Source organism: Prevotella sp. P5-92 (assembly GCF_002251245.1).
Classification (GTDB): Bacteria; Bacteroidota; Bacteroidia; order Bacteroidales; family Bacteroidaceae; genus Prevotella.
The window spans coordinates 1-14234 of the sequence record NZ_NPJG01000091.1; the positions used below are offsets into that span (position 1 = coordinate 1).

At 43.7% G+C, this 14234-nt stretch carries 14 protein-coding genes and 1 pseudogene; 8 read left to right on the plus strand and 7 right to left on the minus strand.

What is annotated here, in order from left to right; genetic code table 11:
- From CIK99_RS09530 to CIK99_RS14955, 5 genes and pseudogenes are all read right to left on the minus strand, one after another.
- A pseudogene (locus tag CIK99_RS09530) lies at window positions 1–1828 on the minus strand (DEAD/DEAH box helicase family protein); the annotation flags it as partial.
- Window positions 1829–1976: 148 nt separating this feature from the next.
- Window positions 1977–2345 carry a hypothetical protein gene (locus CIK99_RS09535; protein WP_094381295.1) on the minus strand — a complete coding sequence of 123 codons (369 nt, stop codon included), beginning with the start codon at window positions 2343–2345 and terminating at the stop codon, window positions 1977–1979.
- A gap of 65 nt (window positions 2346–2410) precedes the next feature.
- Entirely contained in the window at window positions 2411–2758 is a 348-nt protein-coding gene (locus CIK99_RS09540; RefSeq protein WP_094381296.1) for a hypothetical protein, read from the minus strand.
- Window positions 2755–3618: an NUMOD3 domain-containing DNA-binding protein gene (locus tag CIK99_RS09545; RefSeq protein WP_094381297.1), complete on the minus strand. Its 864-nt coding sequence runs from the start codon at window positions 3616–3618 to the stop codon at window positions 2755–2757. Before CIK99_RS09545 ends, CIK99_RS09540 begins: the two co-directional genes overlap by 4 nt.
- A 223-nt stretch (window positions 3619–3841) precedes the next feature.
- Window positions 3842–4393 carry a hypothetical protein gene (locus tag CIK99_RS14955; protein ID WP_144007952.1) on the minus strand — a complete coding sequence of 184 codons (552 nt, stop codon included), beginning with the start codon at window positions 4391–4393 and terminating at the stop codon, window positions 3842–3844.
- 356 nt (window positions 4394–4749) lie between these two features.
- Here CIK99_RS14955 and CIK99_RS09550 point away from each other — a divergent pair, with 356 nt between their 5' ends.
- The 3 genes from CIK99_RS09550 to CIK99_RS09560 are packed head-to-tail and all read left to right on the plus strand — an operon-like array spanning window position 4750 to window position 6147.
- On the plus strand, window positions 4750–4968 hold the full coding sequence (locus CIK99_RS09550) for a helix-turn-helix domain-containing protein (protein ID WP_094381298.1): 219 nt from the start codon (window positions 4750–4752) through the stop codon (window positions 4966–4968).
- A gap of 35 nt (window positions 4969–5003) precedes the next feature.
- Window positions 5004–5726, plus strand: a complete 723-nt coding sequence (locus CIK99_RS09555; RefSeq protein WP_094381299.1) for a DUF554 domain-containing protein — start codon at window positions 5004–5006, stop codon at window positions 5724–5726.
- Between the two features lie 49 nt (window positions 5727–5775).
- Window positions 5776–6147, plus strand: a complete 372-nt coding sequence (locus CIK99_RS09560; protein ID WP_254047773.1) for a DUF554 family protein — start codon at window positions 5776–5778, stop codon at window positions 6145–6147.
- On the opposite strand, the gene CIK99_RS09565 is transcribed toward CIK99_RS09560, so the two are convergent.
- Complete coding sequence (locus CIK99_RS09565; RefSeq protein ID WP_094381305.1) at window positions 6144–6593, minus strand: type I restriction enzyme HsdR N-terminal domain-containing protein; 450 nt, start codon at window positions 6591–6593, stop codon at window positions 6144–6146. The genes CIK99_RS09560 and CIK99_RS09565 overlap by 4 nt on opposite strands.
- Before the next feature lie 142 nt (window positions 6594–6735).
- On the opposite strand from CIK99_RS09565, the gene holA reads away from it, so the two are divergent.
- The 5 genes from holA to CIK99_RS09590 all read left to right on the plus strand — a co-directional run bounded on the left by holA (window position 6736) and on the right by CIK99_RS09590 (window position 12668).
- Entirely contained in the window at window positions 6736–7761 is a 1026-nt protein-coding gene (holA, locus tag CIK99_RS09570; protein WP_094381300.1) for a DNA polymerase III subunit delta, read from the plus strand.
- Between the two features lie 780 nt (window positions 7762–8541).
- Window positions 8542–9021, plus strand: coding sequence for a helix-turn-helix transcriptional regulator (locus CIK99_RS09575; RefSeq protein ID WP_094381301.1), 480 nt, complete (start codon window positions 8542–8544; stop codon window positions 9019–9021).
- A gap of 87 nt (window positions 9022–9108) precedes the next feature.
- Window positions 9109–9882 carry a dihydroorotate dehydrogenase electron transfer subunit gene (locus CIK99_RS09580; protein ID WP_094381302.1) on the plus strand — a complete coding sequence of 258 codons (774 nt, stop codon included), beginning with the start codon at window positions 9109–9111 and terminating at the stop codon, window positions 9880–9882.
- Window positions 9870–10778, plus strand: a complete 909-nt coding sequence (locus tag CIK99_RS09585) for a dihydroorotate dehydrogenase (protein WP_094381303.1) — start codon at window positions 9870–9872, stop codon at window positions 10776–10778. Before CIK99_RS09580 ends, CIK99_RS09585 begins: the two co-directional genes overlap by 13 nt.
- Before the next feature lie 51 nt (window positions 10779–10829).
- Window positions 10830–12668, plus strand: coding sequence for a DNA polymerase III subunit gamma/tau (locus CIK99_RS09590; protein WP_094381304.1), 1839 nt, complete (start codon window positions 10830–10832; stop codon window positions 12666–12668).
- A 2-nt stretch (window positions 12669–12670) separates the two neighbouring features.
- On the opposite strand, the gene asnA is transcribed toward CIK99_RS09590, so the two are convergent.
- On the minus strand, window positions 12671–13708 hold the full coding sequence (asnA, locus tag CIK99_RS09595; protein WP_094381306.1) for an aspartate--ammonia ligase: 1038 nt from the start codon (window positions 13706–13708) through the stop codon (window positions 12671–12673).
- Window positions 13709–14234: the final 526 nt, after the last annotated feature.

The window sequence follows — 14234 nt, forward strand, 5'->3', positions numbered from 1 at the left end:
TCTTGGTACAGCCCGCCCTCTCATAGGCTTTCTTCAACAGTTCTTTCAATTTTTCAGGTGTAAAGGTATCGCCCTCGTTGACAAGTTGGCGAACCTCTGTTATAACCCTGTCCTCAAAAGGAGAAGGTGCTTCCATTACTGCCTTAATCTTGGATTCCTGAAAACCGACTTTAGCCATCCCCTCATATCCTACAGCATCCCAATATGCCGAATACTTAGGAGAAACGAAGTCCACCTCACCAATCAGTTCTGGATGGCTACGACGGAAATTGCAATAGAGGTTAATTCTTTTGTCAGTTTGAGTAGTACCTTCAAAATTACTCTTAAAGGTGAGAACTTCAGGATTTACCGACCGAGATCCAACAGAGCCAATTATTCCTGCTTCTTTTTGCTGGCGAATAACAGTATATTGACTTGTGTAGTTCTTCGTTCGGATTTCCCAGGCTCTCTTTTCTGCTAGCATATAAACGATGTTGAAACCTACTTGCGGAATAGCATCGTTGGCTATATAGAGGTAGTCATTGGAAAAATGGTTCTTGTCGATGTCTGAACGAATCATGCCAATCTGATCACGTTTCTCCTCGTCTGTCTTTAGATTCTTGAATGTTCTTATCTTACGTTCTGTCTTTTCTTTCTTCTGCTTTATATACTCGCTGAACTCAGTATCACTAAATCCAATAGAGCCTTCTCGAATAAAGAGGATTGCCTCGTTTCGGTAAGGATTGGAGTCTAAGCGTTGCCTGCCTAATATCTGGCTAAGGTCTGTACTGATGTCAAGAGCCAGAGTTGTGCTTTTAGGATCAGCGAACACATAAGAGTAGGCACAGGTGGAGTTGAAATCACATCCAAGGAAATATGAGCGAGTACAGAAGGTGAATGGCTTATGCTCTTCGCCCTCTGCAGGTATTGTTCCAATAGAAAAACCTGCTTTCTTAATTCGATCCTCATTATTCTTTGAACAAAGGATGTTTACTTCGGACTTACCTAGACCGCTACTCTTGATTATACTTAGGATGTCAGAAACAGAATTGACATAGAAAACAGCTTCTGTGGTATCAATCTCCTTACTACCATACTTAACTGTCTTTCCAGCCTTCATGTTCGCAATAATCTTACCGCAAACCTTATTTCTTGATTCCTTGATTGTTATGTTGGTTACAAGTGCTTTCTCCTTCATCTTAGGAGGCCACTTCAACAGGATGTAGGGCAGATTCTTGAACTCGTTCATCTGCTCCATATACACCTTAAGGAATGGCGTTGCACTAAGATATATGACACTCTTGAAATTAGCCGTGTTGTTCAATAGTTGCATTTCTGTCAATGACTTAAAAGCAGCGTCCCCGAAAATTGCCTGAAATTCGTCAATGACCAGCATCCATGAATCAGGTTCAGATGACGAAATTGAACTCAGAGCATCATAAACATGTCCAAGGCTGTCATAAGTGGTCATTATCTTTGGAACCTTACCTTCCTGTATGCAACGATGAACATACTGAACGACATAGCTATTGTATTGTTTGATGTCTTGGTAGGTCGCTTTCTTTTTCTTACGACTGCTTTTACCATCAGTATCAGATGCCACAGAATCTGAAAGATCACGGTAAATACATACTCCTGGATGTTTTGATCTTTTGTTTTCAATAAGAGCTACCCTAGGAGAACAAAGAATGACTTTCTGGGGGTTGCTAAGATAATACTGAGTGGCTCCTACACCTGTATGAGCCTTGTTCAGAATGAAATGCTGACCATGAGGAATCTGATTCTCAAAGTCCGTCCACTCGCTAAGGTATCTAATACCCTCGGGAACTGTTATAATTGTTTCTTTCATATCTTGTTGTAATTATTTTGTTTGTTAATATGTGAATCCTTGTTGTAGAGAAGAGTAATGCTGACACAATCCTGAAGAACCATGCCAGCATCACAATTACAACAAGAATCGAGGGGTTGTCCTCATTTCTTAAGGTGTAAAAGACCTGTCATGAGCAAAATAGCGATTTGCAAACAAGACGCTCATTGCCATAACGAATAGGGAGGCTTATCCTCGTTCGACCCAGCAAAGCACACGCCTCCTGAAGTCCAATCTCAATCACCTTCCCCTCGTACAGTTCACCATATTCGCCTACGAGTGTGTCTATATCTGGATCGTCGTAGGTGTCTATGAAGTCCGTAAGCGTAAGTTCGGTGGGTTGTGGTGTTGTCATCTTTGTTTTTGTGCCAGGGATGACTACAGGGGCTTCTTTCTCTTCAACCTTGCTTTCTGGCTGATGCTCCTCTTCCTGACAGCATGGACAATTACATCTGTCGCCGTAATGTCCTAATGCACTGTTAAGTAAGTTTTTATACATAGATAGTCATTTAGTTATTTCCCTCCATGCAGAAGGGGTTAAGTTATTGTTATTCCCAATTAGGTCTAACAGTCTGCGATAAGGAAAGATGTATATCCTTCTGTTATCGGTACTCCGTGATCGCCAACTCTCTTGAATAGCGTCCATTCGATATGCACCATTTTATTTAATCCTTCGCCTGTATCGTAAACATCCCAGGTCCGAATGTCAAAATCATCGTCTGCATCAGAATTGGACTCCTTCCCCTTCTTGAGATACACCCTATCCAAATCATAATCGAGTATGGTAAGGGTGTCTCCGAGTTCTGGCTTCAAGGACATGGGACACTGCTGTAGTACAGACCGAAGAAGTTTCTCGGCATATTTGCTTTGGGTCAAATTGATAATATTGGTATTGTCTATCAAATCGTTCATGGTTTTTGCTGTTGTTTAGGTAAATTCTTTATTCCATCTTTGTACGAGAAGCGATAGCCGTTCTTGCTGTAGTTGCCACTCTTCAGGAAGTTGCTAACACTTCCAACCTTCAAGTTTGTGGCTTCTGCTGCTGCTTTCATAGACTCATAGACCTTTGTGTTTCCCTGCAAGTCAGTAACCTCAATTGGGATTTTATAACGAGCAGCATCAATGTTTGCCTGTCCTTGAGCTGAGATCGGATGTGGTTTGCCCTTCTTTGTCGCACTTGATTTTGCTCGTGCTTCTGGAGACATTACTTTTCCTTTGTTTGCCATAGACAGTTTTTGCCTTGTTTCTTCAGAGACGATTCTACCTTTGTTAGCAGCAGAGATTCTTGCTTTTGCCTCTTCTGATTGATGAAGGTTCTTGCTTAGGAGAGTCTTACTGATCTTCGCTTTTGTGGCATCAGTGTGGGCATACGAACCGTTTGCCATACGAGTTGCCACCATCTTTGCAGATTGTTCGGGAGTGTGAACATAATTACTTGAATCATTCTCAGACTCATTAAAGCCGTGTTTGATTGAGTCAAACTTCTTAATGTATTCTTTTTCAATCTGCTTAACCAACCTCTTCAATGCGTCTCTCTCATGACCATAACGTTCTTCAAGCACTACATAACTCCAGTCTTTCTTCAGATCGTATTTTTCTCGTGCCTCCTGAATCTTTTTGCCTCCATAGCTCTTGTTGCCATGGTTGTTCCAGCTCTTAATACGCTGGGTCTCATTTAGTGAGTAACCGATATAGGAAAATCCCTTCTCGGCACAGTCTTTAATAAGGGTACGCTTATATACAATACCCCTAAGCAGTTTCTTATCTGCCATAAAAATATCATCAGATGCGCCAGCCGTCAAACGCACCATATTCTAATTGTTCGGCTGCTTCATTTTTTGTGGATAATTTGTTTTCCACAATGGTAAGGAATGGATGGTGTAAGAATGGCGAAATATTGATTTGGAAGTTATGAAGAAAGGGTTGGTCAGATCATTGTTTCATAATGGTTGTGGATTGTTGGAAATGCTTTATATTTTCTTACCTCTGAGCGAATTAGTGTTGGCGGCAGTATATTTTGCCAGTAAATCTGTCTGTGTAGCACATTCTACATCTTCTGCAATCTCCTGGACATTTATATTCACCTTGCTGTGGAACTAAATTGTCATATTCTTGTCTCCCGATGCACTCAAATTGTCTAATTGCACCAGAGATTCCGGGCTGAGAAGCGTTTACCAATATATAGTTAGCCCCTGTGAAATCAAGGTCTGTACGACAAGTATAGGTATATGTGACAATACGATTGCGCTCGTAGAAGTAACGAGCAATACTATTCCATTGGTATACTCGACCTTGGTCAATAAAATCACCAGCTTCATCAAGTCGAATATGAGTGATCGGCTCTGGTGCATTATCAATATACGCCTCCATCAAAGCCACGATGTTTTCTGTTGGTGAAGTTGTAAGCCACCATCCCATAAATAAGTTTTTTGCTCTATAGTTCGGATAGATACGCTCACACTTCTTGGCATAGCACACATTTACGACTTTGCAAAGCCCTAATGCTGCTGATGGACAATGCTCCGCAGAGGTAAGATTTACAATCATTGTACTTTTCGGCTATTTTGCATTGCCGTAGCTAAAAGCCTGACCTGCATAGTCTGGCATAACTCTTTTTTGAACTTCTATTATGTTTCTATTCATTATTTTCGGTTGGTTACTCTTCTTGGTAACACAACCTCCATGGTTAAGGATTTCAGGGGCTCACTTTTTTGCCTACAAAAAGACACTGGAAATTTTGCTGATTTACACGGCTTCTGCGTTACATTTCGCTAGCCAAAAGTCCCAAAAACACCGCCCTAATGTTAAAATATATTATATTTTATGTCGGGAATGGCGTATTTTTTTTGTTATGTCGCAAAATTTTAATAACTTGCGTCCAAATTTTAATTCGTTAAAGCAGTATGGCAAATATAAACAGGCTAAAAATAGCACTTATCGAGCAAGGTAAGACAGGTAAGTGGCTAGCCGAACAGTTAGGCAAGAGCACTTGTACCGTAAGCAAGTGGTGTTCAAATTCCATTCAACCAGATTTGAACACCCTTGACCAAATCGCCAAGCTCCTCGGTGTAGATGTGAGCGAATTGCTTAACAAGACAGAAAACGACAGGAACTCACGATAAGACAAACAACGTTTCAAACTCGTAAAAGACATAATATGTTAGGGACGCTATTAAATACGGCAACAATTATTGTCGGTGGAGCTTTCGGAGCGATTGTTCGTTCTGGAATTAGCGAGAAATACAAAAAAGCACTATTCGATGGACTTGGTCTCTGCTGTATTGTACTAGGAATAAATGCAGCATTACCCAATATGGCAAAAAGCGAGTTCCCAGTTCTGTTCATATTAAGCATTACAATAGGTGGAGTCATTGGCACAAAATTCGATTTGTCGGGACGCATCGATCGTATGAATGCCAAGCTGAACGAGAAGCAAGGCAATGAGAATAATGCGCTGAATGGATTAGTTACTGGCATCTTGCTGTACACGATCGGAACTTTCAGTATCATTGGCCCGGTATTGTCGTATCTATCACCCAGTCATGGATGGGCTTTTAACGAACCTGCGAACACGTTTCTGTACACAAACGCGACATTAGATTTGGTAACTTCCGCAGTGTTAGCTGCGTCGTATGGTTGGATTATGCTCCTGGCAGCACCTGTACTTTTCTGTTGGCAAGGAATGTTCTACCTGATTGCTTACATGTTCGGGAGTGGAATGCCAGAACCTATGCGAACAGAACTAAGTATAGTCGGTGGAGTACTTATTCTAAGTTCAGGTCTGGCAATTCTCGGCATAAAAGACTGCAAGACGGTAAACCTACTTCCATCGCTTCTAATCCCTGTGATATTCTACATCATCAAGGGGCTAATAATGTGAATAAAATAAATGTTTAACAAAAAAGGACTCTTGACGGAGGTATGAAATCATGGAAATCGTAGGGCCGTTGTCGATGCTTGGCCCTGTGATAAGTGCGCTAAAGGGCGACAACACTTTCCTCTTCACTAACGCCACGCTCGACTTCGTGTCGTCAACGGTGTTTGCCTCTACCTACGGCTTTGGCATGGTGCTCGCCGCGCCTGTGTTGTTTTGCTGGCAAGGGCTGTTCTATCTCGTGGCGTGGCTGTCGAGTCAGGCTGTGAGCGATGCCTTGATGGCTGAGCTGCTCATCGTTGGCGGACTGATGATAACCGGAAGCGGTCTTTCGCTTCTGAATCTCAAAGACTGCAAGACTCTGAACCTTCTTCCGGCTCTTCTCGTGCCTGTGATATGGTTTGTGGCGAGGTGGTTGTTTTGTTAGAGATTTTTATATTCTGGAATATCTTCAAGAAATAAATATTTTTGATTGTCATAATCCATCTTCACGCAGTAGTGGATAAGGCCGTTGCTCACCACAAGATAGTCAACATGGAGAAGGAGGTTGTATGTGGATATCTGTTGGAACACCTTCGGCGTGATGTTCACCGACGGCGCCTTGTATTCAATTATCATGCGCGGACGCAACGTGCGGTCGTAAAGCACACTGTCGCATCGCAAACTCTTTTCGCCACAACGCAGCTCCACTTCGTTGGCAAGAAGCCCCTGGGGATAACCCTTGTGGTCGATGAGATAATGTATGAAATGCTGGCGCACCCACTCCTCGGGAGTCAATGCCACATGGCGACGGCGAAGGATGTCGAATATGGTGAGACGCCCGGCGCACCGCTCCACACGTATCTCATACCGGGGAAGATTCAATTCTTGCATGTTATATATATAATAAGGTGTAAACTTTAAAATATGTGAATTTCCTGCCATCAAAATGAAGCAAAATGCCTGCACAGACGGCTTTCTCGATTTTTTTGCCTAATTTTGCAGCAAAATTAATAAAATAACCGCAAATAACGAAATGGCAGACAATAAAAATGTAACTTTCGAGGCTATAATGCGTGATTTGAGGGCAGGAAAGTACGCACCAGTGTATTATCTCATGGGAGATGAACCATTCTATATTGACAAAATCACGGATTTTATCATCGACAACGCACTCAAACCAGAAGAGCGCGACTTCAACCTCACGGTGATGTTTGGTTCCGACACCACGGCGGCACAGGTGGCCGACGTGGCAAGAAGATATCCCATGATGGCTGAAAGGCAGGTGGTGGTGGTAAAGGAAGCGCAGAATCTGAAAAATACAGATCAGCTCGCCGTCTATCTCGAAAATCCATCTGATACTACTGTCCTCGTGCTCTGCCATAAGAACGGTACCATTGACCGGCGAAAAAAGATTGCCTCCGAAACGGCAAAGAGAGGGGTGCTCTTCGAAAGCAAAAAGATGCGAGAGAGAGATCTGCCGCCTTTCATTCAGGCGTATGTCAGGGAGAGGGGAGCCACCATCGACCCAAAGTCGGAACAGATCATTGCCGACTCCATTGGGGCTGACCTCAACAGACTGACTGGCGAACTTGACAAACTGCTGCTCTCTTTGCCTGCCGACAATCGTCAGGTGACTCCTGAAGTGGTGGAGAAACAAATTGGAGTCAGCAAGGATTTCAATGCCTTCGAACTGCGCGACGCCATCGTCAATAGGAATGTGTTTAAGGCAAATCAGATAATAAATTATTTTGACAGTAATCCTAAGGCTGGTTCTATCTACAGCTTTCTCCCAATGCTCTTCAATTATTTCCAAAACCTGATGATCGCCTATTATTGCCCAAATAAACAGAGCCAGGAGAGCGTCGCGCAATGGCTCGAACTGCGCTCGCCATGGGCGGCAAAAGACTATATGACGGGCATGAGAAATTTCACGGCAACAAAAGTGATGCAGATAATTTATAGAATTAGAGAGACTGACGCCAAAAGTAAGGGCATAAATAACCCGAATACACCGCCTGGAGAACTGATGAAAGAGCTGCTTTTCTTCATCCTGCATTGAAAAAATGGCCTTTTTCTGGCTCAAAATATTCTAAAACAGTGCCCTCAAAAGGGGCACTTTTTTTTGGCTAATTATTATGGCCCTCAATGTGTTAACTCGAATTTTGCCCTCTCATTTCTCGCGTATTTTGAAAGTTTTTGCCGACAGTAGGGAAAATCAAAGTATCGTGATTTTTCAGGATTTTCGGGAGACAGAAATTCGGTGTTAACTTTTATTTGCGTTCAATACTTCGAATTCACAAACACAAACATAAAGCTGTATCATCCTTGATTTATATTTGTGTCTATGAATTTATATTCGCAAACATTAATTCATTAATTTAAATTCGTAAATCAAAACACAAATCAGATAGTTTGTTTTTCAATATTCATATTTATACAATCAGTTGGTGGTATAACTAAATGCGCTAAAAATGAGTATATTAGTAGAAATTGTTAATGTGTTTAAGACATCTCTACTACTCTTTTTCGGAAATATTGATGTATATTTGTAGAATAATGGGTATATACGAGAAAAATAACTGAATTATAGTCAGTTAGTTGATTATATTTTACGAAACATTTTGTTTGTCAATATCTATTACCTTAAATTCTGATTTGTAAATTCAAATTGGCCTTGTCAGCATATTCCCATATTAAATTTACAAATTTAAAACTACAAATCAAAAGTTTAAAAAACTAAATTTTTTCACTAATAGTTGCATATTCCAAATTTTATGTTTACCTTTGTAAACCGAACGAAAAACCCTATTTTTTACATAAAAAAGACATTATGACTGATATGAAAGACAGAATAAGAGAAGTGATGGAGTCGCTCCACAAGAGTCAGCAAGAGTTTGCACAGCTCATCGAGATGGCACCTGCTACTGTGAGCAGCGTCTTTAACGGAAGGACAAAACCCAGTCTAGCCATTGTAGAGGCTATAAAGAAAAAAATTCCTAACATCAGCGTCGAGTGGCTGATGTTTGGCACTGGACACATGTATGACACCCCTACCCGCCAACATGATCAGAATGTCCAGAACGTGTCAGGCAGCGGAGAACTGATGATGGACTTCGGACTTAACGATGAAGATACTACCTCTACAAACGACAATAATGCTGACTCGACAGGCAAAAATATTAATAGTGTAAAACATACACGATTAGATAACGTCCACAATGAGGTAAAACATATTGACATTGCTAAACGCAAGGTGATAGAGATTCGCGTGTATTACGACGATCAGACTTTTGAGACCTTTGTGCCGGCAAAACATTGACGTGATGATTTTTTTGCCAAGAGGTATGGTTATATCAAAAAAAATTCCTACCTTTGTGCCTGAATAGAAAAACTTAGATTTTTGACAATGAAGAAATACATACTTGACCTCACCGTAAAATCGGTGGAGAAAGTGGGCGGACGATACTCGCTGCTAAAACTCATCCATCAGGAGCCACTGCCAGAAATGGAGCCCGGACAGTTTGTGGAGATACGTGTCGATAACTCGCCCAACACTTTCCTGCGTCGCCCTATATCGATCAACTTCGTGGATTATGATGCCAATGAACTATGGTTGCTTGTTGCGGCTGTAGGAGAGGGGACAGAGCACATCACCTCACTCAGTGCAGGCGACAAGCTCAACTGCGTGCTGCCCCTCGGTAAGGGATTTACCATGCCCGAAAGTCCATCGCAAAGGGTGCTCCTCGTAGGCGGTGGAGTGGGAGTGGCACCGCTGCTGTATATGGGGGCCGTGATAAGGGAAAAAGGCATCAAACCCACATTCCTGCTCGGAGCAAGAAGCGAAAAAGACTTGCTCGAGATAGAACTGTTTGAAAAGTACGGGCGCGTGTGCGTTACTACTGAAGACGGCTCGAAAGGAGAAAAAGGCTTTGTCACAAACCATTCGGTTCTCGACGAGAAGTTTGATATGATCGCTACCTGCGGACCCAAACCCATGATGATGGCTGTGGCACGGTACGCTTACAAAGCGGGAGTGGAGTGCGAGGCATCACTGGAAAACATGATGGCGTGCGGACTCGGCGCTTGCCTGTGCTGCGTGGAGAAAACCACCATGGGAAATGTATGTGTATGTAAAGAAGGCCCAGTGTTAAATATTAAGAAACTATTATGGCATCTCTAAATGTAAAAATAAAAGACTTAAATCTTAAAAACCCTGTGATGACCGCTTCTGGCACTTTCGGCTATGGAGTGGAGTTTGCCGACTTCGTGCCACTGGAACAGATTGGCGGAATAATAGTAAAGGGTACCACGCTCAATCCGCGCGAGGGAAACGACTATCCGAGAATGGCTGAGACAGCCAGCGGAATGCTTAACTGCGTGGGATTGCAAAACAAAGGCGTTGACTATTTTGCAAAGAATATTTATCCTGAGATCAAGGATATCGACACGAACATGATCGTCAATGTCAGCGGCTCGTCGCCCGAGGATTATGCTGAGTGTGCCGCAAGGGTTGACGCACTAGAGAAAATACCGGCCATCGAACTCAATATCTCTTGCCCTAATGTGAAAGATGGAGGAATGGCTTTTGGAGTCACATGCCAGGGAGCCGCCAGCGTGGTGAAAGCTGTAAGGCAGAGATATTCCAAGACACTCATCGTTAAACTGTCGCCCAACGTGACAAACATCACCGAGATCGCTAAGGCCGTGGAGGCTGAGGGAGCCGACTCCGTGTCGCTCATCAACACCCTCATGGGAATGTCGATCGACATTGAGAAACGACGCTCCAGACTGAGCATAGGCACAGGCGGACTCAGCGGACCGGCAGTGAAGCCCGTGGCCGTGAGAATGGTGTGGCAAGTGGCAAAGGCCGTGAAGATACCCGTAATAGGCTTGGGCGGAATAATGAACGCCGAAGACGCCATAGAGTTCCTGATGGCAGGAGCAACGGCTGTCGAGATCGGTACAGCTAACTTCATCGATCCCGCCGTGACCATAAAGGTTAGAGACGGCATCGACTCTTGGCTCGAAAAACACGGATGCAAGTCGGTGCAGGAAATCATCGGGGTGATTGATTAGAAAATAGTTTTTTTTCGCATGTCCACTTAATTTAATTATCTACCTGTTCTTATGGATGAATATATCGTTTCGGCAAGAAAGTACAGACCCGCATCGTTCGATACCGTAGTGGGGCAAGCTGCTCTCACCACTACGCTGAAAAACGCAGTGAAAAGCGGAAAACTCGCTCATGCCTATCTCTTCTGCGGACCAAGAGGAGTGGGAAAAACCACATGTGCCCGAATCTTTGCAAAGGCTATCAACTGCATGAACCCTACGGCTGAGGGGGAAGCCTGCAACCAATGCGAGAGCTGCAAGGCGTTTAGCGAACAACGATCTTTCAACATCTTTGAGCTCGACGCAGCAAGCAACAACTCCGTAGAGCATATAAAGACTCTCATGGAGCAGACAAGAATACCACCGCAGGTGGGAAAATACAAGGTGTTTATCATCGACGAGGTTCATATGCTCTCTACGGCTGCGTTCAACGCCTTTCTCAAAACGCTCGAAGAACCGCCAGCACATGTCATATTTATTCTTGCCACTACCGAGAAACACAAGATTCTCCCAACCATACTCTCAAGATGTCAGATTTATGACTTCGAGAGAATGACCGTGGCAAATACTGTCGCACACCTGAAAATGGTGGCTAAGAAAGAGGGAATCATGGTAGAAGAACAGGCCTTGGAGGTGATAGCCGAAAAAGCTGACGGAGGAATGCGTGACGCCCTGTCAATCTTTGACCAGGCAGCAAGCTTCTGTCAGGGTAATATCACTTACAAGAAAGTGATCGAGGATCTTAACGTGCTCGATGCTGATAACTATTTCAAAATCATAGAACTCGCTGTCGAAAACAAAGTGCCAGAAGTGATGGTGCTGCTCAATAATGTCATCAACAACGGATTCGACGGAGGACAATTTGTCAACGGATTGGCACGACACGTACGAAATGTGCTCATGGCAAAAGACCCACAGACATTGCCTTTGCTGGAGACAAGCGAACAACAGAAGGAAAAGTATAAACAGCAGGCACAGACAACTGACATGCGTTTCCTCTATCAGGCTTTGCGCCTCATGAACGAGTGTGACGTCAACTATAGACAGAGCAGCAACAAACGGCTGCTCGTGGAACTCACTCTCATCGAAATAGCTCAGATAACGCAGCCCGACGAGGAGGCAGGCAGTGGGCGAAAGCCCAGAAAGCTAAAATCCCTGTTCCAGTTTATTGTCACACAACAACGGCTGATAAAAGCGGCAGGACAGGTGGCCGCTGCTGTTGTCGTGACTGGCAGCAACGCCCATAATACCAATCATCCCGCAACAAATATCAACAAGAACACGGCAGATGACGCTAATGCGACAGACGAGGCAAAGGCTGCCGCGAAATATGCAAACTACAGCACCGTTAACCGCCCCGTGCTCAAGGCAAACAACGGTGTGGGGTTCTCGTGGAATAAAGTGCGAGAGATGGCGACGAAAAAGAAAATACAAATCGTGCCAGGTATGCTCGCGCCCAACGACCCTAACTCAAAGCAGACCGTCATCGACAACGTATTCACTCAGGAAGAACTCGAACTGCAATGGATGTCGATGTGCAATCGTATGCCACAGTCACTGAGCGCTATCGCAACACGAATGAAAAACATGAATCCCGAAATAGACAACTTCCCGCATGTGCTGGTAAAAGTCGATAATCAGGTGATTCTTGAACAGATGCTTACCATACAGAAAAGCATCGTCAATACCCTGAAACTCTATCTCTCTAACAAAGACATTACACTCTCCTTGTCGCTCGTCGAACAGGGAGAACCCATAAAGATCCTCACAAGACGAGAGCAGTTTGACTTGATGAGAAAAGAAAATCCCGCAGTCGAAAAACTGCGGGCTCTTATGGATCTTGAGTTAGCGTGACACTATATAAGGTTCATACCCAACTCCTTACATTCCTTGCGCATCTCGTCGGGCCAGATACTTGCCTGTATCTCGCCGATGTGACCCTTGTGCAGCAACACCATGCAAAGGCGGCTTTGGCCTATACCGCCGCCGATGCTGAGCGGCAGTTCGTCGTTCATCAGTTTCTTGTGGAAGTAGAGTCCAAGTCGCTCTTCCTTGCCTTCAATCTTCAGTTGACGAACCAGCGACTCCTTGTCAACACGGATACCCATTGACGAGAGCTCAAACGAGCGGCCGAGAACCGGATACCAGATGAGGATGTCGCCGTTTAAACCTACTCTGCCGTCTTCAGCCACTGTTGACCAGTCGTCATAGTCAGGAGCACGACCATCATGCTTCTTGCCGTCGCTCAACTTGCCTCCTATACCTATCACAAATACAGCTCCATACTTCTTACAGATAGCGTCTTCACGCTCCTTGGGAGTCTTGTCGGGATACATCTTCAACAACTCCTCGCTATGAATGAAAGTAATCTTTTCCGGAAGGAATGGCTTGAGCTGAGGATAGGTCTCGCAAGTAAGGTATTCTGTGCGAAGAATGGCCGCATAGATCCTTTCCACTACATTCTTCAGAAATGTAAGCGAACGTTGCTCACGGGTAATCACTGCTTCCCAGTCCCACTGGTCAACATAGAGCGAGTGGAGATTGTCAAGCTCCTCGTCTGCTCGGATGGCATTCATGTCGGTATATATGCCATATCCCGGATCTATCTTGTATTCTGCAAGCGACATACGCTTCCACTTAGCCAGCGAATGAACAACCTCTGCCTTAGCGTCGCCAAGATCCTTTATCGGAAAGGTCACTGCCCGTTCCACACCATTGAGGTCGTCGTTTATGCCAAGACCTTGAAGTACAAACAGAGGCGCTGTCACACGGCGTAGTCGCAGCTCGGTTGAGAGGTTCTGTTGAAAAAACTCCTTTATCTGCTTGATGCCGTGCTCAGTCTGCTTCATGTCGAGCGCGGCAGTGTAAATGATTGGTTTTATTATGTTGCCCATAAATATTATGTGTTTTGTTTCACGTGTCATTATGTTCGGAATGTGCTTTGCGCAAATCCGGCTGCAAAGTTACACATATTCTTTTAATATGCAAGTAAAATTGCCTTTTTTTTAAGCAAAAAGTAATCTTTTTCTTCTTTTTGCCTCTCATTGTGCTACGTTTTCAGCTTTTTGACTGTTATTATTTAACTAATGTTACGCTTGACTGTGACATCTGTCAGTAAAAAGGCTGATTGATAAAATGCAAAACTGTAGCACGAACAATAATTCGACAACTTCTCAACTCCTCAACTATATATATATTAAGGTGTACAAAGAATAATAGTACTTTTTACACCCATTATTTGTAAACGAATGTTAAAGAATGAAAGTTTTTTGCCGAAATGTTTGGAGCGTATTGATTTTTGCCGTACCTTTGCACTCGCTTTTGAGAACAACGCTTCTCTTGAGCGACTATAAGAAGAGTTCTTTGAAAGATTTACATAACAGAGAAGTAGTAGTACAAGAAGCAATCGAGAAATCGATT